Raw genomic sequence first — 23,920 nt, forward strand, 5'->3', positions numbered from 1 at the left:
CGCGCCTCACTTGGCCGGAGCCGGGGTCGTGGTTGCTACCGTTTTGGTAGCATCCGGACCAGGATTGGCAGGGGCTACAACCTGTTTTCCCTGGTAAATCGTGACTTTCTGGCCGGCCGAGAGCACATGAACGCCAGCGACCACCACCAGCTGGCCGGGCTGCAGGCCGGCGGCCACCACCGCCTCGTTGCCGTCTGCTGTGGCGATCTGGACGGGCTGCGACTTCAGCGTCATGCTGGCCTTGTCCAGCACCCAGACCGCGGTGGCCCCGCCTTCCTGGCGCAGGGCGCTGGTGGGCAGCTTGATGACCTGGGCGCCGGCGTGGCTGAACACCTGCGGCGCCACATAGACCGTCGCCCCCAGCGGCGGCGGCGCCGCGCCATCGAGGCCGACCTTGACCGCATAGGTGCGGGTGACGGGGTCGGCGCTGGCAGCGACTTCACGCACCTTGCCGCTAAGCGTGCGGTTCTCGGACCACAGGCGCACGCTGACCTCGGAGCCCGGCTTGATCGCCACCACCTTGTCTTCCGGCACGGCGAAGACCACGTCGCGCGGGCCGTCCTGGGCGATGCGCACCACCGGCGCGCCGGCGCTCACCACTTGGCCGGGCTCGGCCTCAATGGCCGTAACCACGCCCGAGACATCAGCCACCAGGCTGGTGTAGCGGGCCTGGTTGCCCTGTGAGGACAGCTGCGCCCTGGCTTGGTCGAATTGGGCCTGGGCCGACTTGAGCGTGGTCTCGCGGCGCTCCAGTTCGGCGCCGCTGATGAAGTTCTGGTTCTTCAACTGGGTGTAGCGCTTGAAGTCCGCCGCCGCCAGCTCGAGGTTGGTCGTCGCTGCGGTCAGCTGGGCCCGCGCCACTTCGGCGGCCAGCTGGTAGTCCTGCGGGTCCAGCTGGGCCAGCACCTCACCGGCCTTGACCCGCTGGCCCAGTTCGGCCTGGCGGCGGGTGATCTTGCCGCCGACGCGAAAGCCCAGGCGCGACTCGACGCGTGGCCGCACCTCGGCGGCAAATTCGGTGGCGGACTGGAAGCCGCTGGTGCCCACGGTCAGCACCTTCACCGCCCGCACCGGCTCTTGCGCCGGCTCGGGCCGGGAACAGGCGGACAGGACCAGGGCGCTGGCGCTGGCGGCGGCCAGCAGGACAAGGCGTGCAAAGGAGGAAAGAGGCTGGGTGGGCATGGCAAACCTGATGGAAAGGACGGGCACAGGGATGGCGGGAGCGTCCGTCGGTCGCTAATGACTGACTGGTTAGTAATCTAAATCCTGCTCCGGAGGCTGTCAAGGCAAAAAGTTCCCCGACAATTCCCGCGTGACGCCCCCTTCCCCGCCGCCAGCCGCGCCCGACCAGCTCCTGCTGTTGCGCGGCGTCAGCCGCTCCTTCTACCTGTCGATCCGCCTGCTGCCGCCGCCCCTGCGCGAGCCCATTGCCGTGGCCTACCTGCTGGCCCGCGCCACCGACACGGTGGCCGACACCACAGGCCTGCCGGCGCCGCAGCGCCTGGTCCAGCTCCAGGTGCTGGGGCTGGCGATCGAGGGCTACAGCAAGGCCCGCGAGGCCATCCCCGCCCTGGCCGCGTCTTTCTCGGCGCTGCAGCAGGACCCGGCCGAGACCGCCCTGATCCAGGCTCTGCCCCAGTGCCTGGCCTGGCTGGACGCCCTGGGACCGGCCGATCGCGCCGACGTGCGGGAGGTGCTGCGCAAGATCACCCACGGCCAGATGCTGGACGTGGAGCGCTTCGGTGACGGCGGCGCACTGCAGGCCCTGGCCGATGCGCAGGAACTCCACGGCTACACCTATCTGGTGGCCGGCTGCGTCGGCGAGTTCTGGACCACCCTGTGCCAGCGCCACCTGGCCGGCTTCGCCACGCTCCAGGCGCAGCGCATGCTGGAACTGGCGCGCGACTACGGCATGGGATTGCAACTGGTCAACATCCTGCGCGACCTGCCGGCCGACCTGGCCGCGGGCCGCTGCTACCTGCCGCGCGACGAGCTGGCGGCCGCCGGCCTCACGCCGCAGGACCTGCTGCGCGAGAGCGCGCTGGCGGCGCCGCTGCAGGCGCGCTGGCGCGGCGAAGCGGCGCGCAAGCTCGTCGCGGGCATGGACTACGCGCTGGCCGTCAACAGCCGCCGCGTGCGTGCCGCCTCCGCCCTGCCCGCCCTGCTGGGCGCACGTACGCTGGCGCTGCTGGCGCAGCCGCAGGCCCTGGGCCAGCGGGTCAAGGTGCCACGCAGCGAAGTGCGCGCCATGGCGCTGCGGCTGGCGCTGGGTCTGGCCGGCCGCAGCACGCTGACCGCCATGTCGCGTGCGCTGCGCGCAGCGGCACGCGATGCCGATGGGACAATCGGGCCATGACTCCGCAACAGTACGTGCAGGACAAGGCCGCTGCCTCGGGCAGCAGCTTCTACTACGCCTTTCTCTTCCTGCCCAAGCCGCGCCGCGCCGCCATCACCGCCTTCTATGCCTTCTGCCGCGAGGTCGACGACGTGGTCGACGAGGTGATGGACCCGGGCGTCGCCGCCACCAAGCTGGCCTGGTGGCAGTCCGAGGTGGCCCAGGCCTTTGCCGGCCAGCCCCACCATCCTGTGATGCAGGCCCTGATGCCCTGCGCCGCGCAATTCGGCATCGAACAACACCATCTGCAGCAGGTGATCGAGGGCTGCCGCATGGATCTGGAGCAGACCCGCTACCTGGACTACCAGGCCCTGCAGCGCTACTGCCACCTGGTGGCCGGCGTGGTCGGCGAGGTGGCGGCCCGCATCTTCGGCCAGACGCAGGAGCAGACCACCGAGTTCGCGCACAAGATGGGCCAGGCCTTCCAGCTGACCAACATCATCCGCGACGTCGGCGAGGACGCCTTGCGCGGGCGCATCTACCTGCCAGTCAGCGAGCTGCAGCAGTTCGACGTCAAGGCCCACGAGATCCTCAAGCGCACCTACTCGGAGCGCTTCACCGCCCTGATGCAGTTCCAGGCGCAGCGCGCCCACCGCCTCTACGACGAGGCCATGGCCCTGCTGCCGCCGCAAGACCGGCGCAGCCAGAAGCCCGGCCTGATGATGGCCAGCATCTACCGCACCCTGCTGCGCGAGATCGAGGCCGATGGCTTCCAGGTGCTGCACCAGCGCGTCAGCCTCACTCCCTTGCGCAAGCTCTGGCTGGCTTGGCGGGTGCAGGCTCTGGGCAGGCTCTGAATCGCGTCATTCCCGCGCAGGCGGGAATCCAGTGCGTTCGCATTCGGACTGTCCTCAGATTCCGTTCGGGCTGAGCCTGCCTGTAGCGACTCACCTTTGCGCTTCTATCGGCTGGAGAAGGGAGAGCGCCACGGCCCATTGACCTTGACTCATCAGTCGGACATGATCTGCAAAGTCGGGCAGCCAAGGTGAAGACACGAGCCGAGTTATTTTCGGCAGACCCGGGTCGTCCTCATTCACACCGCAAAGGGGTATTGGTGTTCAAACTTGGTCTCGCTTTTCTATTCGCTACTGTGCTGACTGCATGTGGCGGGTCTTCCTCGTCTTCTCAAGCTCAGCCCGCTCATTCCCAGTTTGCCTCTACCGTAGAAACGGCAGACGACGAAAATCTGCGGTTACCCATGGCTGAGACTCCTGTTCTTGAAGGGCACAGCGGTTCGGCGTACCGGATGTATCAGGCGGCCTTCGACAGAGCGCCTGATTCCGCAGGCCTCAATTACTACATTGAAAAGCTGTCTACACGTCAGATGACGCTTAAAAGTATGGCTATTGGTTTCTACAACAGCCCGGAATTCAAGTCGCGTTACGGGGATGTAGGACCCCAAACCTTTATCGACTTGCTTTACCGCAACGTTCTAGGTCGGGACGGTGAAACTGCCGGGCGGTTCTTTCACATGTCCAACATTGCGAACGGTCGAACTGATGTGTATGACACGTTAGTCTCGTTTTCAGAGTCACCCGAGAACATCGCGCGCGTGTCCGCTAGCCTCGGAACAGGCACAGCACCTGGCACCGGAACATTGGCCACATGTCCCGTTGCTACCGACTCAAAGATGGCGCGGCCGTATTCGAACTGGCTGTTCGTTCAATCGGACAAAGCTCTCCAGGTTCGTTACGGAATTTTGAAAGAGTATTCCGACGGAACGGCGGACGTCTGTCTACAGTATCAAGTGAACAAGGCCGATTCTATTCACTGCACTTCAGCAAGCTGCGATGGCTACATCCTTGAAACGAACGTCCTTGAAGTCCCCTCCAACTCATCTCGGCACTATTGGTTTACGCGGGCTTTCGATGGACCATACACCGAGACCTTTCTAAAGCGAAGACTGAAGTTCAGCGATGGCTCTGAACTGCGATGGGATCAGAGCAAGGGAATAGTCTTGTTAGAGAGCGGCGTCGCCACTGGAGGGGTTTGGTCAACGCTCTGCGTTGACAACAAGCTCACATCGGGCTCTACTCGGTGCACATACTACCGTCCTGACATGTCCAAAACAGTCTCCATCAACGGTAGTTGAACCTGGCACTGTCTGCTCCAACTGCAACGGCCGCAAGGCTAGCTGGCGCACCGAGTAGGCCAGCATGCCGCCGTAGTATCGACCCTGCATATTCCCAGGTGCCTTGACGGCTTCCTGCCGGAAGACCGCCGGATCGGCGCCAGTTCGGTGGAGCAGCAACGCATGAAAGTGTATATGCGGCTGTCGGGCTAGCAATGCGGAAAGACGCAGGCTTTCCGCAAACAAATGTTCCAACCCGCTAGAGCGGACAGGTGAACTCAAACGTTATAGACGGCACCATGAAATCTGTGGAGGCACTCGCAGTGATAAGAACCCTCTGCGGGCTGTACTACTTCGCACCCGGCATGTCGGCAGGAAGACACCTCCGAGATCGGGAGCGTGCGGGCGGGCTGCGGGACGCCATTCGACGGGTGCCGGGGAAATCTGCCTGGCCGTGTCGGCGAGCGCAACGCACTCCGTGCACTGACTTGCGGCAGCAAGCCTAAACGGAACGGCCTCATGGCGCGAAGTGAGTTCTGCCGCCCGACAGGCCAGGCGGATTTCTCCGGGAAGCGTATGCGGGGCGAAGCGAACATGCGCCGCCCGTTGTGCACCACGCGGCCCGCCCGCACGCGGCTGGGGCGCTCAGCGGAGGGCTTTGACAAGCTCAGTCCGAACGGATATCGGATTTCAGCAGGTCCACCAGTTCGGTCAGCGAGACCACCGTCAGGTGCGGCTGCGGCTCGTGCGGCCAGATCGTCTCGGTGCGGTTGAGCCAAACCGCCTGCATGCCGGCGTTGAGCGCGCCCAGCGCATCGAGCGTGGCGTCGTCGCCTATGTGCAGGACGTTCTCCGGCGGCACCTCCACCGCGCCGGCGGCGGCGTGGAAGATGCGCGGGTCGGGCTTGCCCACGCCGAACTCGCGCGCCGAGATCGCGGCGCGGAAGTACCTGGCGATGCCCACCCGCTGGAGGTTGGCATTGCCGTTGGACAGGCTGACCATGGGATAGCGCGCGGACAGGAACTCCAGTGCCGCCGGCACGTCCTCGTACAACGTCACGTTCTGCCGCTCAGCAAAGAAGGCCTCGAAGGCCGGCTCGGCCAGCAGCGGGTTCTCGCCGGCGCGGTACAGGGCCAGCCGGATCGACTCGCGCCGCACGGCGCTCAGGTCGTTCTTCAACTCGGGCCGCTGGGTCGCCATATGGTTGCGGATGTCACGCAGGGCCGCCGGGCTGGAGAACAGGGCCGCGGCCATGGGCGCGTTGTCCACCAGCCAGTTGTGCAGCGCCTTTTCCGCCCGCTCGATGGTCGGCCAGATGGGCCACAGGGTGTCGTCCAGGTCGATGGTGATCGCCCTGATTTTTCCAAGGTCCAGCATGCAGGGGAGAATACCTGATGCCTTCCCCATCCCCTGCTACCGCCGTGGTCCTGTGCAACCTGGGAACGCCGGATGCGCCCACGGCACCGGCCGTGCGCCGCTACCTGGCGCAGTTCCTGTCCGATCCGCGCGTGGTCGAGATCCCGCGCGCCGTCTGGCTGCCCATCCTGTACGGCGCCGTGCTGACCACCCGGCCGGCGAAGTCGGCCGCCAAATATGCCAGCATCTGGTTGCCCGAAGGCTCGCCGCTGAAGGTCTGGACCGAGCGCCAGGCCGCCGCCTTGCAGGAAGCCCTGGGGCCCGAGGTCACGGTGCGCGCCGCCATGCGCTACGGCGAGCCCGCCCTGGCCTCGGTGCTGGACGCGCTGCGCGCCCAGGGCGCGGACCGCATCCTTGTGCTGCCGGCCTATCCGCAGTACAGCGGAACGACCACGGCCAGCGTCTGGGACGCGCTGGCGCAATGGGCAGGCGCGCAGCGCAATCTGCCCGCGCTGCGCTTCGTGCGCGGCTACCACGACGACGCCGGCTACATAGGCGCTCTTGCCGCCACTGTGCGCGCCCACTGGCAGCGTAACGGCCGCGGCGGCCACCTGGTCATGAGCTTCCATGGCGTGCCGCAGCGCACCGTGGACCAGGGCGACTCCTACGCCGATGAGTGCCGCGAGACTGCCCGCCTGCTGGCCGCGGCCTTGCAACTGCAAGAAGGCAGCTGGAGCCTGAGCTTCCAGTCGCGCTTTGGCAAGGCCAAATGGCTGGAGCCAGCCACCGAGCCCAGCCTGGTGGCTCTGGCGTGTGCCGGCACGGCGCGGGTCGATGTGATGTGCCCGGGCTTTACCAGCGACTGCCTGGAGACCCTGGAAGAGATCGACCAGGAGGGACGCGCCGCCTTCATGGCCGCCGGCGGCAGCACGTTCCACTACATCCCCTGCCTGAATGCCGACGCCGCATGGACAGCAGCCCTGGCCGGCCTGGCCCGCAGGCAGCTTGCCGGCTGGCTCCCGCAATCACAGGAAAATCAGGCCGCGGCTCCCGGCTCCTGGACCTGAGGCGCTATTGATTCGATAGCGCAGCGGCTTCGCATGCAGCCTCGATGAAGGCCGTGACCGGGTCCAGCTGCGAGGCCACGTTGAGCGCCGGTGCATGGCCGCAGCCGGGCACCTCGATCAGTTCGGCCAGGCCGCGCGCGCCCGGCCCGCGGCGCAGCATCTCCTGCGCTGTCTCGGGCAGCACCAGGTCCGACTCGGCGCCGCGCAGGCACAGCACCGGGATCTCCAGCGCGTCGTAGTGCTCCCACAGCGCGTAGTCGTCGGGATGGTCGATGAACTGGCGCACCATCGCCGGGTCGTAGTGCGGCGTGACGCGGCCATCGGCCAGGCGGCGCGCCGAGCTCTCGGTCAGGCGCCGCCACTGCGCGTCGCTCAGCCAGCCATAGGGCCGGTAGACCTGGCGAAAGAAGGCTTCCAGTTCGGCGATGGTGGCAAACGACGGCGGACTGCCCGCATAAGCCTTGATGCGCTCGACTGCCGGCGCCGCCAGCTGCGGCGCGTTGTCGTTGAGGACCAGGCTGTGGATGCGGCCCTTGAGCTGGGGCTGCATCAGGCCGGCGGCACAGACCGTGCCGATGGCCCCGCCCATGGAGGTGCCGATCCAGTGCACGGCGTCGAGCTGCAGCTGCTCGAACAGGCCGGCAGCGATGCGCGCATAGAACTCCAGCTGGTACTCGCCGCCCGGGTCGGCCGCCCACTGGCTCAGGCCTCGGCCGATGGTGTCGGGACAGATCACCCGCCAGCCGCGCCCGGCCAGGTGGGCCGCCAGTTCGTCCATGTCGCGGCCGGTGCGCGCCAGGCCATGCCAGGCCAGCACCGTGCGGCCATGCTGCGCGCCCCACTGCGTGTAGTGGATCTCGCGCCCCGCGCATGTCACGTAGTTCGAGCTGTAGTCCATTGCCTGCGTCCTCAAGATCCTGTGTGCCGTCCGCGCGCCTGCCCCATCGCCCGCAGCTTGCCCACCACGCCGGTGGGAAAGTAATACACGGACAAGACGAAAAGCAGGCCCAGCCAGAGCAGCCAGCGGTCGGGCGACAGCAGGGCCGACAGCCAGGGCAGCGATGCAGTGGCTTCGCTGCCCAGGCGCAGCAGGTCCTGCAGGTAGCTCTGGGCGATCACGAAAATGGCCGAACCGATGGCCGCGCCATACATCGTCCCCATGCCGCCGATGACGACGATCAGCAGCACGTCGATCATGATTTCGAAGGACAGCGAGGTGTCCGGGCCGTTGTAGCGCAGCCAGATCGCCAGCATCGCGCCAGCGGCGCAGGCGAACAGGGCCGACAGCACGCTGGAGGTGGTGCGGTAGACCACCACGCGGTAGCCGATCGCCTCGGCGCGGAACTCGTTCTCGCGGATCGCCTGCAGCACGCGGCCGAAGGGCGAGTTGACGATGCGCAGCAACGCCAGCAGCAGGCCCAGGGCGACAAAGAACAGCAGGTAGTAGCACAGCAGGCGGCCGTCCAGGTTCACGCCCAGGAACGGTGTGTCCGACAGCTCGAAGCTGGGCGACAGCAGCTCGGGCACCTTGAAGCTCAGCCCGTCCTCACCGCCGGTGAAGTCCGACAGCTGCGAGGCCAGGGTCTGGAAGGCCGCGGCCACCGCCAGCGTGATCATGGTGAAGAAGATGGCCTTGACCCGCAGCGAGAACAGGCCCACCACCAGGGCCAGCACAAAGGACAGGGCCAGGGCCGCGGCCAGGCCCAGGGCCAGTGCACCCCAGCCCGCGCCCATGCGCGTGGAGGCAATCGCGATGCCGTAAGCACCGATGCCGTAGAACATGGTGTGGGCAAAGCTGACGATGCCGGTGTAACCCAGCAGCAGGTCGAAGCTGGCCACCAGCACCAGGAAAACCAGCACCTTGGCCGCCACGTTCAGCGCCTTGACGCCGGGGAACAGGAAGGGCGTGAAGGCCAGGGCCAGCAGCAGCGCCACCAGCAGCACGGCCAGAACGCGGTTGCGCGGGAAATCGTTGGAGAGAAGTCGGGTCAGCATGGCGGTCTCAGCGGCCCGCGCCGCGCACGCCCTGCGGGCGCCACAGCAGGATGGCCATCATCAGGGCGATGTTGGAAAACAGCGCCGCCTTGGGCGCCAGGAAGCCGGCGTAGTTGGTCAGCAGGCCCACCAGCAGCGCGCCGATCAGGGCGCCGCCGGTGGAGCCCAGGCCGCCGATGATGAGCACGATGAAGATCAGGATGTTGACCTGCGCGCCGATCTGCGGCGTCACATTCTGCAGGTACAGGCCCCACATCACGCCGCCCAGGCCGGCCAGCGCGCTGCCCGCGACAAACACGCCGATGAACAGCACGTTGATGCGGTAGCCCAGCGACTCCACCATCTCGCGGTCCTGCACGCCGGCGCGGATCAGCAGGCCGATCTTGGTGCGCGCCAGGGTCCAGGCCAGCAGGCCGAACACCGCCAGGCCGACCACCACCGCGATCACCCGGTACTTCTCGATCGCCGCCTCACCCAGAAAGATGGTGCCGCGCATGCCCGCGGGCAGCGGCAGCGGCACCTGCAGCGGGCCCCAGATCACCTTGATCAGCTCCTCGCCGATGATGGCGCCGCCCACAGTGATGAGAATCTGCTTGAGGTGGTTGCCGTAGACCGGCCGCACGATGAAGCGCTCGAAGGCCAGGCCGCCGGCGCTGGCCACCAGCATGGCCACCAGCATGGCCGGCAGCACCGCCAGCAGGTTGCGCCAGAGCTCGCCCGAAGCCGTCCAGTCGCCCATGCCGGCGAGCACGCTGGTGGCGATGAAGGCGCCCAGGGTGATGAAGATGCCGTGGCCGAAGTTCATCACGTCCATCAGGCCGAAGACCAGGGTCAGGCCCGAGGCGATGATGAAGATGATCATGCCCATGGCCAGGCCGGCCACGGTCAGCGTGACCCAGGTCGAGCCCGAGCCGATGAAGGGCAGGACGATCAGCGCCAGCAGGGGCACCAGGGCCAGCGGCTTCCAGTCGATGTCTTTCACTCCGTTCATAGCGCCAGCCCCAGCAGCGAGCGCTGCAGTTCCTCGTTCTCAGACAGTTCACGCATGGAGCCGGCATGCACGACCACGCCGTTGTCCATGACGGCGACCGTGTCGCCCAAGCGCTTGGCGAAATTGATGTTCTGTTCGACCAGCAGAATGGTCACGCCGCTGGCCTTCAACTGCGCGAAGGCCTCGATCATGTTGTTGATGATGGCCGGCGCCAGGCCCTTGCTGGGCTCGTCCACGATCAGCAGCTCGCGCGGCTCGACGATGGCGCGCGAGACCGCCAGCATCTGTTTTTGCCCGCCCGAGAGCTTGCCGGCCGGGTGGTTCCAGAACTTCTCCACCGCCGGGAACAGCGAGAAGATCCATTGCAGGCGCTGGCTGTCGATGTCGGCAGCGCTGCGCGCGCCGCGCGCGGCCAGCAGCATGTTCTCCTTGACCGTGAGGTCGGCGAAGATGCCCATGTTTTCTGGCACGTAGGCGATGCCCAGGCCGGCGATCTGCGGCGTGGCCAGGGCCGTGCTGTCCTGGCCGTTGAAGACGATGCTTCCCTGCGAGGCTTTCCACAGGCCCATGATGGTGCGCAGCGTGGTGGTCTTGCCCGCGCCATTGCGCCCCAGCAGCATGGTGAGCTGGCCGCGCGGCACGGCCAGGTCCACGCCGTGCAGGATGTGGTACGCCCCGATGTGGGTGTGCACGCCCTTCAATTCGAGGAGCTTGTCGCTGCTCATGCGGCCTCCTTCGGGGCGACGCCCAGATAAGCCTCTTGAACGATTGGGGAGGCAATCACCTCCGCCGGTTCGCCGTCGGCCACCAGCGAGCCGTTGTGCAGCACGATGATGCGGTCGGCCAGCTCGCGCACCACGTCCATCTTGTGCTCGACCAGCAGGATGGTCTTGCTGCGGTCTTCTTTGAGCTTGCGGATCAGGTTGAGGATGACCGGCGCCTCGGCGCTGTTCATGCCGGCGGTGGGCTCGTCGAACATGAAGACCTTGGACTCCAGCGCCATCAGCAGCGCCACCTCCAGCTTGCGCTGGTCGCCGTGCGGCAAGCTGGCCACCAGCTCGCCGGCCTTGTCGGCCAGCGCCACCGCCTGCAGGACCTCGTCGGCCCGCTCCATCAAGCCCTTGTGGTCGCTCCACACACTCCACAGGTTCAGGCCGCGCCGGTGCGCACCGTCCCGCGTGGCCTGCACGGCCAGCCGGATGTTCTCCAGCACCGTCAGGCGCGGGAACAGGTTGGTCAGCTGGAAGGCCCGGCCCAGGCCGGCGCGCGTGCGCGCGGATGCGGACAGGCCGGACAGGTCACGCCCATCCAGCGTGACCTGGCCGCTGCTGGCCCTGAGCTGGCCCGAGATCAGGTTGAAGTAGGTGGTCTTGCCCGCTCCGTTGGGGCCGACGATGGCGGTCAGCGTGCCCGGCTGGAAAGCGCAGGTCACGGCGTTGACCGCCACGTGGCCGCCGAAGCGGATGGTCAGGTCCTTGGTGGCTAGCAGACTCAAGTGATCTCCGAAGGGCAATGGGACGTCGGGGACAGGGTTGTCGCCTGTGTGTCGGGATGCAGACAACCTGCCCCCGTGTCACAGGGGGCCTCAGTCACGAACTGCAAAAACAGGGGGCGGCCGGCGGGCTGCCCCGAAGCGGCTCAGCGCTTGTTGCGGATCGGCACGTTCATCTCGGCCGCCGTGATTTCCTTGACCAGCTGCAGATCGGCCTGCGCGCCCATCTTGGCGCCGGGCGCCACGCGGAAGTGGTACATGGACTGCATGGCCTGGTGGTCTTCCTTGCGGAAGGTCATCGTGCCCTTAGGCGTGTCGAAGCTCAGGCCTTCCATGCCGGCGATGAGCTTGTCGCTCGCGGTCTCGCCGTTGGTCTTCTTGAGCGCGGCCACCAGGGCGGCGGCGGCACTGAAACCACCGGCGGTGAAGAAGTCGGGCGGCGACTTGAAGCGGCTGTAGTGGTTGGTCACCAGCCAGACGTTGGCCGGGTTCTTGGGAAAGCCGTAGTAGTAATAGCTCGCGCCTTCCATGCCGGGGAACTGGTTGTAGGCCACCATGGCCGGCAAGATGTTGCCGCCGGTGGCGATCTCGATGCCGTAGCGCTTGAGGTCCAGGTCGGCGATCTTGAAGGGGTTGCCGGCGCCTGCCCAGACGATCCAGATGACCTTGCGGCCGGGCAGGTCCTTGAGCTTGTCGATCAGGCGCTGGGCACCGGCGGTGAAGTCGGTGGTGTTAGCCGGCAGGTATTCCTCATGGGCGATCTTGGCGGTCTTGATCGACTCCTTGAAGGCCTTCACGCCGTCGCGGCCGAAGGCGTAGTCCTGCGCCAGGGTGGCGATGTTCACGCCGGCCTTGTCCAGCGCCACGGCGTTGGAGATCGCGTCCTGCGAGCTGTTGCGGCCGGTGCGGAAGATGTACTTGTTCCACTTGTCGCCGGTGATGGAGTCGGCCACGGCCGGCTCGACCAGCAGGATCTTCTTGTATTCCTCGGCCACCGGCAGCATCGCCAGGGCGACGCCGGAAGACGTCGGGCCAACGGCGATGTCGGCCTTGTCGTCGGAGTAGGCGGTGGCCAGCAGTGACTTGCCCAGGTCGGGCTTGCCCTGGTCGTCCTTCTCGATCACCACCAGCTTGCGGCCATTGACGGCCATGGTGCCGCCGGTGGCGTATTCCAGGCCCAGCAGCAGGCCGGCCTGGGTCTGCTTGCCGTAGGCCTCGAGCGGACCGGTGCGGCTGTAGACGTGGGCGATCTTGATGTCCTTGGCCTGGGCCATGGCCAGGGGGGCGGTGAAGGCGGTGGCGGCAAAAGCGGCCAGCGCAACCAGATTGCGACGCTGCATGGGGACTGTCTCCTGTTATTGGTGCAAGAACTCGCACCAACAATGCACAGTGCGTGCCAGCGTCTAAGTCCTTGATTTATATGACGGCGAACCGGCGTCAACGCCAATTTGCCTGACAATCAGACAGATTTGAGTGTCTATATTTCAGACAATGACTGAATATCAGGCATTGCATCCAGCCGCTCATAGAGCTTGGCACGTGAGATGCCCAGCAGTCTGGCGGCGCCCAGCTTGTTGCCGCCGGTGGCTGCCAGCGCCGCCGTGATGGCCTGGCGCTCCAGCCGCGCCACCTGCTCGGCCAGCGGCCGCAAGGCGTGGCCGGCCGGCGGTGCCGGCACCGTGGCGGGCACAACGGCCGGCGCAATCTGCTGGATGCCGGACTCGCGCAGCACATCCTCCAGATGCTCGATCTCGATGTGCTGCGAGTCGCTGCGCATGGCGGCCTGCTCCAGCACGTTGCGCAACTCGCGGATGTTGCCGCGCCAGGCCTGGGCCGACAGCAGGGCGATGGCGCCGGCGCTCAGCTCCGGCGGGGCCGAGCCGCTGCGCAGCGCCATGTCCTCGCCCAGCACTTCCACCAGGGTCGGGATGTCGGCGCGGCGCTCGCGCAGCGCCGGCACGCGGATGGGCAACACGTTCAGGCGGTAATACAGGTCTTCGCGGAACTTGCCTTCGCGCACCAGGGCGCCCAGGTCGCGCGAGGTGGCGGCGATGACGCGGGCGTCGAAAGGGATGACCTTGTTCGAGCCCAGTGCCTCGATCTCTCCCTCCTGCAGGGCGCGTAGCAGCTTGGGCTGCAGGCTGGGCGGCATGTCGCCGATCTCGTCGAGGAACAGCGTGCCGCCGTCGGCCAGCTTGAACTTGCCGTCGCGGCCCTTGCGGTCGGCGCCGGTGAAGGCGCCCGGCGCCACACCGAAGAACTCAGCCTCCAGCAGCGTGTCGGGCACGGCGGCGATGTTGATGCTGACCAGCGGGCCGGCGGCCCGGGCCGACGCGGCGTGGATGGCATGGGCCAGCAACTCCTTGCCCGTGCCTGTCTCGCCCAGCAGCAGCACCGGGCTGGACGAGAGCGCGGCGCGGCGCGCCTGGCGCTTGACCTCCACCGCGGCCACGCTGCCGCCGACAAAGCTGGCCAGGGTGTACTTGGTGCGGCGCTGGCTGGCCAGTTCGCGGCGGGCGTCGTCCAGATCGCGCTGCAGGTGGGCGAACTTGTGGATCAGCGGTTGCAGCGTGGTCTCCGGGTGGTCGAACAGCACGATGCCGATGGCGCCGATGAGCGCGCCGTTGTGCTCGTCGCGCAGCGGGATGCGGCTGACCACAAAGGTGCCGGCCTTGTTGGTCAGCAGGTCGATCAGCACCGGCTGGCCGGTCTCCAGCACGCGGCGCATCTGGGTGTTGGGCACCACGTCCTCGACCATGTGGCCCAGGAACTGGTCGACCGAGGAGAAGCCCAGGGCCGGCAGGAAGCGCTTGTAACCCTCGTTGAGCCACACAATCCGCCCGGTGCGGTCGACCAGGAACATGCCCTGGCTGACACTGGAAAACAGCTGGAACATCGAGCGCGCGGCCAGCGCCAGGATGCTCTGGCCGTCCAGGGGCAGGCTCTGGCTGGTGGGGGTGTCGCTGGCCGTCATGGGCCCATCCTAGCCTGAGATCCGGCGCGCTTAGACCTGGCGCTGAGCGCGCAGCCGCATCAGCCGCGGCACGGCCAGGACGGCCAGCACCACAAGGAGCAGCACCAGCGACATCGGCCGCTGCACGAAGATCAGGAAGCTGCCCTCGCCAATGGACACGGCGTTGCGCATCTGGGCTTCCGCAAGAGGGCCCAGGATCATGCCCACCACCACCGGGGCGGTGGGAAAGTCAAAGCGTCGCATCACCACGCCCAGCAGGCCGATGCCATACAGCAGCACCAGATCGAAGGCGCTCTGGCGCATGCCATAGGCGCCAACGGTGGCAAAGATCAGGATGCCGGCATACAGCTGCGGCTTGGGGATCTTCAGCAGCTTGACCCAGAGCTTGATCATCGGCAGGTTCAGCACCAGCAGCATCACGTTGCCGATGTAGAGCGAGGCGATCAGCGCCCACACCAGGGCGGCCGAGGTGGTGAACAGCTGGGGCCCTGGCTGGATGCCGTAGTTCTGGAAAGCGCCCAGCAGGATGGCCGTGGTGTTGGAGGTGGGGATGCCCAGGGTCAGCAGCGGGATCAGCGCCGCCGTCACCGAGGCGTTGTTGGCCGCCTCGGGGCCGGCCACGCCCTCGATCGCGCCCTTGCTGCCGAACTCCGCCAGGTTCTCGCCCTTGGCCAGCTTCTTTTCCGTCGCGTAGCTCAGAAAGGTAGGGATCTCGGTGCCGCCGGCCGGGATGCAGCCGAAGGGCACGCCAATGGCCGTGCCGCGCAGCCAGGCGGGGATGGAGCGGCGCCATTCCTTGCCCGTCATGTAGACCTTGCTCATGGCGTTCTGGGTCTCGTCGCTGCGGCCCTCGTACATGGCGGCGTACAACACCTCGGCAACGGCGAACAGGCCGACCGCCACCAGCACGATCACGATTCCCTCGAGCAGATCGGGCACGCCCAAGGTGTAGCGTCCCTGGCCCCAGATCTGGTCCAGGCCGAAGCAACCGATGGCCAGGCCCAGCAGCAGCGCCGTCATGCCGCGCAAGGTGCTCTTGCCCAGCACCGCGCTGACCGTGGTGAAGGCCAGCACCATGAGCATGAAGTACTCGGGCGGTCCCAGCTTGACGGCGAACTCCGCGACAAAGGGCGCGAACAGGGTGACGATGACGGTGGCGATGGTGCCGGCCACGAAGGAGCCGATGGCCGCCGTGGCCAGGGCCGCGCCGGCGCGGCCGCTCTTGGCCATCTTGTTGCCCTCCATGGCCGTGACCATGCTGGCGGTTTCGCCCGGCGTGTTCAACAGGATGGAGGTGGTCGAACCGCCATACATCGCGCCGTAGTAGATGCCCGAGAAAAAGATCATCGAGGCCGTGATGTCGACCTTGCCCGTGATGGGCAGCAGCATGGCCACGGCCACGGCCGGACCGATGCCGGGCAGCACGCCGACGGCCGTGCCCAGGGCGCAGCCGACAAAAGCCCAGACCAGGTTGACCGGCGAGATCGCCGTGGCGAAGCCCTGCAGCAGTGCGTTGAGGATTTCCATCACAGCCATCCCGTCGAAGTCAGGCCCGGCAGGTTGATGGCCAGGAACTGCGTGAACATCCAGAACACCGGGGCCGAGATGATGGCGCCGGTGGCCGCATCCACCACCCAGGTGCTGGCTGCGATGGACTGGCCGCTGGCGCGGCGCAGGCCCTGCACCGCCAGCAGGTAGCACAGCGTGCAGCTGAGGATGAAGCCGATGCTGGTGATCAGCGCCGCATTGGCCAGCAGGCCGGCCGAGACCCAGACCAGGCCGGCCCAGTTGGCGCGCGCAGCGCCCGTGGGCTCCTCCATCGCGCGAAAGCCGCCGGTGCGCGCCTCGCGGATGATGAGCGCGCCGCACAGCGCCAGAGAGACCGCCACCAGCCAGGGCAGGAAGTTGGGCCCGACGCCGCCGTAGCCGGCCGCCGAGGGGATGGAGACCGCGCCGGCCGCCAGGGCCAGGCCCAGCAGCAGCACGCCGGCGCCAACGGCGGTCTGTACCGCGCTTGCAGGGCTTGCTTGTGTCATGTTTGATCTTTCGCAATGCACGAAAAAACGCCCGGCAGGCCGGGCGTCGCGTCTGGCATGGACGCCGCTCAGACCATGCCGGACTTGACCATGGTGGCGCGCAGGCTGGCGAATTCGTCGTCGACGAACTTGTCGAAGGCCGGGCCGGACAGCACGGCCGGCGTCCAGTCGTTCTTGGCCAGCGACTCCTGCCAGGACTTGGTCTTGAGGGCCGCCAGCACCATGTCGGTCAGGGCCTTGCGCTGCGCCTCGTTGATACCGGAGGCGCCGTAGACGCCGCGCCAGTTGCCGATCTCGATGTTCAGGCCCTGCTCCTTGAGCGTGGGCACGCCCTTGAGGCGCTGGGCCGAGGTGACGGCGATGGCCTTCATCTTGCCTGCCGTGATGTACTCGGCGAACTCGCTGTAGCCGCTGCCACCCACGGTGACGTTGCCGCCCAGGATGGCGGCCGTGGCTTCGCCGCCGCCACGGAAGGCGACATAGTTGATCCTGGACGGGTCGACGCCCACTTCGCGGGCGATCATGGCGGCGGCGATGTGCTCGGTCGATCCGCGCGAACCGCCGCCCCACTTGACGCTGCCCGGGTCCTTCTTGAGCTGGGCGATCACGTCGGCCATGGTCTTGAACGGCGAATTGGCCGGCAGCACGAAGACGTTGTACTCGCTGGTGATGCGGGCGATCGGCGTGGCCTGCGACAGGTTGACCGGCGGCTTGCCGGTGATGATGCCGCCGAGCATGACGGCGCCCATCACCATCATGGCGTTCGGATCGCCCTTGCTGCCGTTGACGAACTGGGCCAGGCCCAGCGCGCCGGCGGCGCCGCCCTTGTTGTCGAAGCTGACGTTGTCGGCGACCTTGGCTTCCAGCAGGGCCTTGCCCAGGGCGCGGCCCGTGCTGTCCCAGCCGCCGCCGGGATTGGCCGGAATCATCATCTTGACGCTGGCGGCAGCCTGGGCCGACAACGGCAGTGCGCCAGCGGCGGCCAGTGCGGCCATGGATTTGAGGAAGGTGTCGCGACGCATGGGCTGTCTCCTGGAAATACTTGTTGGAAGGTGAACGGCCAAATCATGCGCCCGCTGCCTGTCAAACGGCTGTCCAGGGCATTGGGGAAACTACTACATTCGGCGGGCCCCGCGGCATCCGCTAACCTCGCATCCATTGATGAAACTCCTGCTGGTCGAAGACGATCCCTCCATGCGCGCCACCCTGGAGCGCGCGCTGTCGCGGCGCGGCATGCAGGTGAGCAGCTGCGGCGACGGCCTACAGGCCCTGGCCCAATGGAAGGACAGCGCGCCCGATGCCCTGGTGCTGGACCTGAGCCTGCCCGGCCTGGACGGCTTGCAGGTGCTGGAGCAGGGACGCCGCGCCGGCCTGCACACGCCGGTGCTGATCCTCACGGCCCGCGGCACCGTGGGTGATCGCGTGATGGGCCTCAACAGCGGCGCGGACGATTACCTGCCCAAGCCCTTTGACCTGGACGAACTGGAGGCGCGGCTGCGCGCGCTGCTGCGCCGCGGTCCCGCGTCCGGTGCCGAACCGGCCTCCAGCCCTTTGCAAATGGGCGCGCTGCGCTATGAAAAAGAGAGCGGTGCGGTCTACCACCGGGACCAGGTGCTGGAGCTGACGCCGCGTGAGGCCGCCCTGCTGCAAGCCCTGATGGCGCGGCCGGCGCACGCCGTCTCCAAGGAGAAACTGTTCGAGCTGGTCTTTCCCGGCGAGGCCGACGTGCAGTACGAGGCGGTGGAAGTGGTGGTCTACCGCCTGCGCAAGAAGCTGGCCCACACCGGCGTCACCCTGATGACGCTGCGCGGCCTGGGCTACCTGCTGAAGGAGGAATGAGCGTGCGGGCGCTTTCGCTCAGACGGTATTTGCTGGTCGGCATCCTGGTGCCGGTGGTGCTGCTCATCACCCTCAACAGCGTGAGCCTGTACACCCAGGCGCTGGCGGCGGTGAACACGGCCTACGACCGCACCCTGCTGGCTTCGGCCAAGGTGATCGGCGAGCAGCTCGATGTCGAGGGTTATGACGAGCTCTCGCTGCTGCGTGCCACCGTGCCCTACTCCGCGCTGGAAGCCTTCGAGGCCGACAACAGCAGCCGCATGTTCTACCGCGTCTCCAGCCTCAAGGGCGAGATGGTCTCGGGCTTCGCAGAATTGCCGTTCTGGCGCGGCACCCTGCCGCAGCGCCCGCCCTATGCCGCCCTGGTGGACTTCTACGACGACAGCTTCCGCGGCGCCGAGGTCCGGGTGGCGGTGATGCTGCAGCCGGTGGCCAGCCCCACCGGACGCGCCATGGCCGTGGTCCAGGTGGCCGAGACCCTGGAGCTGCGCCGCACCCTGGCCCGGCAGATCCTGGTCGACACCATCTGGCGCCAGGCCGTGCTGGTGGCGGTGATCGCCCTGGTGGTGGTGGTCGTGGTGCAACGGGCCACGCGGCCGGTGCGCCGGCTGTCGGGCGAGCTGCAAGAGCGGCGCGAGGGCGACCTCACGCCGATTGCCGCACCGGACGCCCCCCGCGAACTGCTGCCCCTGGTGGACGCCACCAACCAGGTGATGGCGCGGCTGGACCAGTTGCTGGACAACCAGAAGCGCTTCGTGCGCGACACCGCCCACCAGCTGCGCACGCCGCTGGCCGTGCTCAAGACCCAGGTGCAGTCGGCCCTGCGCGGCGACGCCCCGCCTTTGCAGGCGCTGCAGGAGATCAACGCCACGGTCGAACGCGCCACCGTGCTGGCCAACCAGATGCTGTCGCTGGCCAAGGTGGAACAGCTGCGCCAGCAGCCCGATGCGGCGGTCAACGACCTGTCGGCCCTGGTGCGCGCCATGGCGCTGGAGCTGTCGCCGCTGATCGCCGAGAAGGACCTGGACTTCGAGATCAGCACCCACAGCGCACCGGTGATGGCGCACGAATGGATGCTGCGCGAGCTCTCGCGCAATCTGCTGCACAACGCCATCCGCCACAGCCCGGTGGGCGGCGGCCTGGCTGTGCAGGTGGTCAGCGACGCGCATGCTGTCGCCCTGACCGTGGCCGACGCCGGGCCCGGCATCACGCAGGCCCTGCGCGGCCGCCTGTTCCAGCCGTTTTCGGCCGGCGACCTGCACCACGGCTCCGGCCTGGGCCTGGCCATCTGCCAGGAGATCGTGCAGGCGCTGGGCGGCAGCATCGCCCTTGAAAACCGCGAGCGCCATGGCCAGGTGCAGGGACTCGACGCCACGGTGCGCCTGCCGCGCGCCCAACCGGCGGACAATGGGCACTGACATGGACAAGTTACGCATCGACAAGTGGCTCTGGGCCGCGCGCTTTTACAAGACGCGCAGCCTGGCCAGCGAGGAAATCACGAAAGGCCGGGTCGAGGTCAATGGCCTGGAGGCCAAGCCCTCCCGCGAGGTGAAAGTGGGTGACACGGTGCAGCTGCGGCGCGAGGCCGTGGTCCGCACCGTGGTGGTCAAGGGCCTGTCGGCCACGCGCGGCGCGGCGCAGGTGGCCCAGCAGCTGTACGAGGAAACGCCCGACAGCCTGCGCGCGCGCGAGCAGGCTGCAGAGCAACGCCGCTTGGCGCCCGAGCCGGCGCTGGCCATCGAACACGGCCGCCCCACCAAGCGCGGCCGGCGCGAACTGGACCAGGCCCAGGGCGGCTGGGGCGACCGCTGGAGCGCCTCGGCCGACGAATAGCCCACGTTGCAGGCCAAAGCGGCCTGTAGCCCCCGGGATAGGGACCCCGGATGCTCCTGATTCCATAGCAAGCCGGAAATCGCCGGCGGCCCCGGGCTTTCACTATGGAGCGGCCCACCGCATACATGGTCTACTTCTTGCCTCTCTGACATCTCAGTTTTTCTGGAGCAAGACATGAGCATCAAGCACTGGGCCGCCGCCTTCGCCGCCACCCTGGCCTTCGCAGGCGCAGCCAACGCGCAGCAGTTCTTCCGCATCGGCACCGGCGGCACCGCCGGCACCTACTACCCGGTGGGCGGCATGATCGCCAACTCGGTCTCGCAGCCGGGCAAGCTCATCGCCACCGCCCAGGCCAGCAACGGCTCGCTGGCCAATGTCACGGCCGTGGCCGGCGGCTCGCTGGAAGCGGGCATGACCCAGTCGGACGTCGCCACCTGGGCCTTCACCGGCACCGGCGCCTTCGAGGGCAAGCCCAAGATCGCCGACCTGCGCATGATCGCCAACCTCTACCCCGAGAGCATTCACCTGGTGGTCAAGAAGGGCTCGGGCATCAAGTCCGTGGCCGACCTCAAGGGCAAGCGCGTGGCGCTGGACGAGCCGGGCTCGGGCACGCTGATCAACGCCCGCATGGTGCTGGCCGCCTACGGCGTCAAGGAAGCCGACATCAAGCCCGAGTACATCAAGCCCAACCAGGCCGGTGACAAGCTCAAGGACGGTGCGCTCGACGCCTTCTTCTTCGTCGGCGGCGCCCCGGCCGGCGCCATCGCCGAACTGGCCTCCGGCGGCGCCGGCATCGAACTGGTGGCGCTGACCGGCCCGCAAGCCGAAGCCCTGCGCAAGACCAACCCCTACTTCGCGGTCGACAACATCGCCGCCGGCACCTACAAGGATGTGGCGGCCGTGCAGACCCTGGCCGTGGGCGCCCAGCTGGTGACCAGCGCCAAGATCGACACCGAGACCGTCTACCAGGTGACCAAGGCCATGTACAGCGAGGCCACCCAGAAGGCGCTGCAGGCAGGCCATGCCAAGGGCAAGTTCATCACCAAGGAAAACGCCGTCCAGGGCGTGGGCATCCCCTACCACGCAGGCGCCGAGAAGTTCTACAAGGAAGCCGGCCTGCTCAAGTAAGCACCGCGCACGCAACGAGGGAAACAGGGAGGCCCGCCTCCCTGTTTGTATTTTGAAGAGGACGAAAAGATGACGACAAGCACGCTGGACGACAAGAAGCTGCAGGAACTGGAAGAAAAATTCGACCCGGAGATGCGTTTCCGGCAGGTGGTGCCGCCGGCCTCGCAGATCGTCAAGTGGCTGCTGATCGCGCTGTCGTGCTTTCACTACTACACGGCCGGCTTTGGCCTGCTGCGCGAGACCACCCACCGCGGCGTGCACCTGGCCTTCGTGCTAGGCCTGATCTTCCTGGTCTTCGCCGCCAGCAAGAAGTCGCTGGAGAACCCGCGGCAAAACAGCTGGCTGGCGCCCGGCGGCGTGCCCCTGGTCGACTGGCTGCTGGGCCTGGCCTGCGCCGCCAGCGTGATGTACATCCCCTACATCTTCGAGGACATGGCCTTCCGTGTCGGCAACCCCGACACCATGGACGTGGTGATGGGCTCCATCCTGTTCCTCACCCTGCTGGAAGCCACGCGCCGCTCCATGGGCTGGCCGCTGCCGCTGATCGCGCTGGGCTTCACCGCCTATGCCCTGGCCGGGCCCATGTTCCCCGGCCTCCTGAAGCACGCCGGCGCCAACTGGAGCCAGATGATCAACCACCAGTACCTCACCAGCCAGGGCATCTACGGCGTGGCGGTGGGCGTGGTGGCGACCTATGTCTTTCACTTCGTGCTGTTCGGCGTCATGGCCACGCGCATCGGCCTGGGCCAGCTGTTCCTGGACATCGCCTCCAGCGTGGCCGGCCGCTATGCCGGCGGCCCGGCCAAGGTCAGCGTCTTCGGCTCGGCCATGTTCGGCATGCTCAGCGGCTCCTCGGTGGCCAATGCGGTGACGGTGGGCTCGCTGACCATCCCGGCCATGATCCGCGTGGGCTACAGGCGCGAGTTCGCCGCGGCGGTGGAAGCAGCCTCGTCCACCGGCGGCCAGATCACACCGCCGGTGCTGGGGGCCGCGGCCTTCCTGATGATCGAGTTCCTCAACGTGCCCTACCAGACCATCATCGCCGCGGCGGTGATCCCGGCCTTCATGCACTTCTTCGGCGTCTTCATGCAGGTGCATTTCGAAGCCAAGCGCTTCGGCCTGCGTGGTCTGACCGAAGAGGAAATGCCCAAGCTCAAGGAGTCGCTGCGCCAGCGCTGGCCGACCCTGATCCCGCTGGTGCTGCTGATCGCCATCCTGGTGTCGGGCCGCACGCCCTACTTGGCAGCCTTCACCGGCATCAGCTCCTGCGCCATCGTCGGCCTGACCACCCAGACCCAAGGCAATTCGCCCAAGAACTGGGCCCTCATGCTCGCGCTGCACGCCATCCTGGGCGTGATCGCGTTTGCCGACCTGGGCCAGCAAAGCGAATGGATCAAGCTGGGCCTGTTCGCCGTGGGCACGGCCATCGCCCTGGCCGGCTGGAAGCTCGCCGGCATCACCGGCCGCATCAAGCACGGCGTGCTGGTCGAAGCCTTCGAGACCGGCGCCAAGTACGCGCTGGCCGTGGGCGCGGCAGCGGCCACGGTGGGCATCGTCATCGGCGTGGTCACGCTCACCGGTGTCGGCTTCAAGATCAGCTACATCATCACCAGCTGGGCCACCGTCATCGCCAGCGGCCTGTCGGTGGTGGTGCCGGACTTCCTGGCTGGCACCAAGGGCCTGACCCTGTTTGCCGCCCTGGTGATGACCGGCATGGTCTGCATCCTCATGGGCTGCGGCATTCCGACCACGGCCAACTACATCATCATGGTGACGGTGGCCGCGCCCACCCTGGTGCAGTTGGGCGTGGAGCCGCTGGTGGCCCACTTCTTCGTCTTCTACTACGGGGTTCTGGCCGACATCACGCCGCCGGTGGCGCTGGCCGCCTATGCGGCCGCCGGCATGGCCGGCAGCGACCCGTTCAAGACCGGCAACATGGCCTTCCGCCTGGGCCTGGCCAAGGTGCTGGTGCCCTTTGTCTTCGTCTTTTCGCCCTCGCTGCTGCTGGTCGCCAAGGGCTTCACCTGGTACGACTTCAGCGTCACCTTCATCGGCTGCATCCTGGGCATCGTGGCGCTGGCGGCGGCGCTGTCGCGGTTCTTCCTGGTGGAGATGAAGCGCTGGGAACAGGCGCTGTGCCTGCTAGCGGCCCTGCTGCTGATCGCGCCGGGACTGATCGTCACCCTGATCGGCGCGGCCATGCTGGTGCCCATCCTCGTGCACCAGCTGGCTGCCTGGAAACTGGGCAACACGCGGGCAGCGCCGGCCTGACTGCCCGGCTGTGGGACAGGTCCGACCTCATCTGTAGCAGCCTGCTGTCACAACGCTGTCGCCATCGCAGCCCATACTGCACAGCGTTGTTTCAGAGAGGTCCAACAAGATGAACGAAGCCAAGTCCCCTTCCGTGCTGCAGCGCCTGACGCGCATCCTGGCCGTCACGGCCGCCGCCTATGGCCTGCCCCAGCCGGCACAGCTGCCGGCGCATTGAACAGGCAAGCCCCTGCGGGCATGAAAAAAAGCCGCCCTCGGGCGGCTTTTTTGTTTGCGGGGATGCCCCTGCGGCTCCCCCCAGTCGGAGTACTTCTCGCAGGTCTTGTTGACTTCCTTGCCTTTGCGGGTGTCGGCAAATGTCACCAGGTTGCCCTTGAAGTCGTCGGGCGTCACGTTCCGCACGCAGGTGCATCAAGCTTGCGCCTTGGTCTGGCCCTTGATCGGGCGGGCGTCGTTGCAGGCAGGAGGGTC

At 67.2% G+C, this 23,920-nt stretch carries 21 protein-coding genes; 9 read left to right on the plus strand and 12 right to left on the minus strand.

Annotation, left to right across the window (positions count from 1 at the left end; translation table 11 throughout):
• Window positions 1-6: 6 nt before the first annotated feature.
• On the minus strand, window positions 7-1,182 hold the full coding sequence (locus Q0632_RS10785) for an efflux RND transporter periplasmic adaptor subunit (RefSeq protein WP_298928745.1): 1,176 nt from the start codon (window positions 1,180-1,182) through the stop codon (window positions 7-9).
• Window positions 1,183-1,312: 130 nt separating this feature from the next.
• On the opposite strand from Q0632_RS10785, the gene Q0632_RS10790 reads away from it, so the two are divergent.
• The 3 genes from Q0632_RS10790 to Q0632_RS10800 all read left to right on the plus strand — a co-directional run bounded on the left by Q0632_RS10790 (window position 1,313) and on the right by Q0632_RS10800 (window position 4,487).
• Entirely contained in the window at window positions 1,313-2,356 is a 1,044-nt protein-coding gene (locus Q0632_RS10790) for a squalene/phytoene synthase family protein (RefSeq protein WP_298928748.1), read from the plus strand.
• Window positions 2,353-3,192, plus strand: a complete 840-nt coding sequence (hpnD, locus tag Q0632_RS10795; RefSeq protein ID WP_298928750.1) for a presqualene diphosphate synthase HpnD — start codon at window positions 2,353-2,355, stop codon at window positions 3,190-3,192. The genes Q0632_RS10790 and hpnD overlap by 4 nt, the downstream gene beginning before the upstream one ends.
• 401 nt (window positions 3,193-3,593) lie before the next feature.
• Complete coding sequence (locus Q0632_RS10800) at window positions 3,594-4,487, plus strand: DUF4214 domain-containing protein (protein ID WP_298928754.1); 894 nt, start codon at window positions 3,594-3,596, stop codon at window positions 4,485-4,487.
• A gap of 646 nt (window positions 4,488-5,133) precedes the next feature.
• Here the strand turns inward: Q0632_RS10800 and Q0632_RS10805 are convergent.
• Window positions 5,134-5,844 (minus strand): HAD family hydrolase, encoded by a 711-nt coding sequence (locus Q0632_RS10805; protein ID WP_298928757.1) that lies wholly within the window; start codon window positions 5,842-5,844, stop codon window positions 5,134-5,136.
• Window positions 5,845-5,861: 17 nt separating this feature from the next.
• Between Q0632_RS10805 and hemH the strand changes: the two genes are divergently transcribed.
• Window positions 5,862-6,890 (plus strand): ferrochelatase, encoded by a 1,029-nt coding sequence (hemH, locus tag Q0632_RS10810; RefSeq protein ID WP_298928760.1) that lies wholly within the window; start codon window positions 5,862-5,864, stop codon window positions 6,888-6,890.
• Between the two features lie 4 nt (window positions 6,891-6,894).
• On the opposite strand, the gene Q0632_RS10815 is transcribed toward hemH, so the two are convergent.
• The 10 genes from Q0632_RS10815 to Q0632_RS10860 all read right to left on the minus strand — a co-directional run bounded on the left by Q0632_RS10815 (window position 6,895) and on the right by Q0632_RS10860 (window position 17,400).
• Window positions 6,895-7,788, minus strand: coding sequence for an alpha/beta hydrolase (locus Q0632_RS10815; protein WP_298928762.1), 894 nt, complete (start codon window positions 7,786-7,788; stop codon window positions 6,895-6,897).
• A gap of 11 nt (window positions 7,789-7,799) precedes the next feature.
• Window positions 7,800-8,885 (minus strand): branched-chain amino acid ABC transporter permease, encoded by a 1,086-nt coding sequence (locus Q0632_RS10820; RefSeq protein WP_298928765.1) that lies wholly within the window; start codon window positions 8,883-8,885, stop codon window positions 7,800-7,802.
• Between the two features lie 7 nt (window positions 8,886-8,892).
• Window positions 8,893-9,876, minus strand: coding sequence for a branched-chain amino acid ABC transporter permease (locus Q0632_RS10825; protein ID WP_298928770.1), 984 nt, complete (start codon window positions 9,874-9,876; stop codon window positions 8,893-8,895).
• Window positions 9,873-10,601 (minus strand): ABC transporter ATP-binding protein, encoded by a 729-nt coding sequence (locus tag Q0632_RS10830; protein WP_298928773.1) that lies wholly within the window; start codon window positions 10,599-10,601, stop codon window positions 9,873-9,875. Before Q0632_RS10830 ends, Q0632_RS10825 begins: the two co-directional genes overlap by 4 nt.
• Window positions 10,598-11,365 (minus strand): ABC transporter ATP-binding protein, encoded by a 768-nt coding sequence (locus Q0632_RS10835; protein WP_298928915.1) that lies wholly within the window; start codon window positions 11,363-11,365, stop codon window positions 10,598-10,600. The genes Q0632_RS10830 and Q0632_RS10835 overlap by 4 nt, the downstream gene beginning before the upstream one ends.
• A gap of 149 nt (window positions 11,366-11,514) precedes the next feature.
• On the minus strand, window positions 11,515-12,708 hold the full coding sequence (locus Q0632_RS10840; RefSeq protein ID WP_298928775.1) for a substrate-binding domain-containing protein: 1,194 nt from the start codon (window positions 12,706-12,708) through the stop codon (window positions 11,515-11,517).
• A gap of 137 nt (window positions 12,709-12,845) precedes the next feature.
• A complete protein-coding gene (locus Q0632_RS10845; protein ID WP_298928778.1) occupies window positions 12,846-14,342 on the minus strand; it encodes a sigma 54-interacting transcriptional regulator in 1,497 nt (498 codons plus the stop codon).
• 30 nt (window positions 14,343-14,372) lie between these two features.
• On the minus strand, window positions 14,373-15,869 hold the full coding sequence (locus tag Q0632_RS10850; protein ID WP_298928781.1) for a tripartite tricarboxylate transporter permease: 1,497 nt from the start codon (window positions 15,867-15,869) through the stop codon (window positions 14,373-14,375).
• Window positions 15,869-16,378, minus strand: coding sequence for a tripartite tricarboxylate transporter TctB family protein (locus tag Q0632_RS10855; protein WP_298928784.1), 510 nt, complete (start codon window positions 16,376-16,378; stop codon window positions 15,869-15,871). Before Q0632_RS10855 ends, Q0632_RS10850 begins: the two co-directional genes overlap by 1 nt.
• 68 nt (window positions 16,379-16,446) lie before the next feature.
• Window positions 16,447-17,400, minus strand: coding sequence for a tripartite tricarboxylate transporter substrate binding protein (locus Q0632_RS10860; RefSeq protein ID WP_298928787.1), 954 nt, complete (start codon window positions 17,398-17,400; stop codon window positions 16,447-16,449).
• Between the two features lie 139 nt (window positions 17,401-17,539).
• Between Q0632_RS10860 and Q0632_RS10865 the strand changes: the two genes are divergently transcribed.
• The 5 genes from Q0632_RS10865 to Q0632_RS10885 all read left to right on the plus strand — a co-directional run bounded on the left by Q0632_RS10865 (window position 17,540) and on the right by Q0632_RS10885 (window position 23,449).
• On the plus strand, window positions 17,540-18,217 hold the full coding sequence (locus Q0632_RS10865) for a response regulator transcription factor (RefSeq protein WP_298928790.1): 678 nt from the start codon (window positions 17,540-17,542) through the stop codon (window positions 18,215-18,217).
• Entirely contained in the window at window positions 18,214-19,635 is a 1,422-nt protein-coding gene (locus Q0632_RS10870) for a sensor histidine kinase (RefSeq protein WP_298928793.1), read from the plus strand. Before Q0632_RS10865 ends, Q0632_RS10870 begins: the two co-directional genes overlap by 4 nt.
• Window position 19,636: 1 nt before the next feature.
• Window positions 19,637-20,050 carry a S4 domain-containing protein gene (locus tag Q0632_RS10875; protein ID WP_298928796.1) on the plus strand — a complete coding sequence of 138 codons (414 nt, stop codon included), beginning with the start codon at window positions 19,637-19,639 and terminating at the stop codon, window positions 20,048-20,050.
• A gap of 174 nt (window positions 20,051-20,224) precedes the next feature.
• Entirely contained in the window at window positions 20,225-21,178 is a 954-nt protein-coding gene (locus Q0632_RS10880) for a TAXI family TRAP transporter solute-binding subunit (protein WP_298928799.1), read from the plus strand.
• Window positions 21,179-21,247: 69 nt separating this feature from the next.
• Window positions 21,248-23,449, plus strand: coding sequence for a TRAP transporter permease (locus Q0632_RS10885; protein WP_298928802.1), 2,202 nt, complete (start codon window positions 21,248-21,250; stop codon window positions 23,447-23,449).
• Window positions 23,450-23,920 lie beyond the last annotated feature (471 nt).

This window comes from uncultured Ramlibacter sp. (assembly GCF_936925435.1).
GTDB lineage: Bacteria > Pseudomonadota > Gammaproteobacteria > Burkholderiales > Burkholderiaceae_C > Ramlibacter.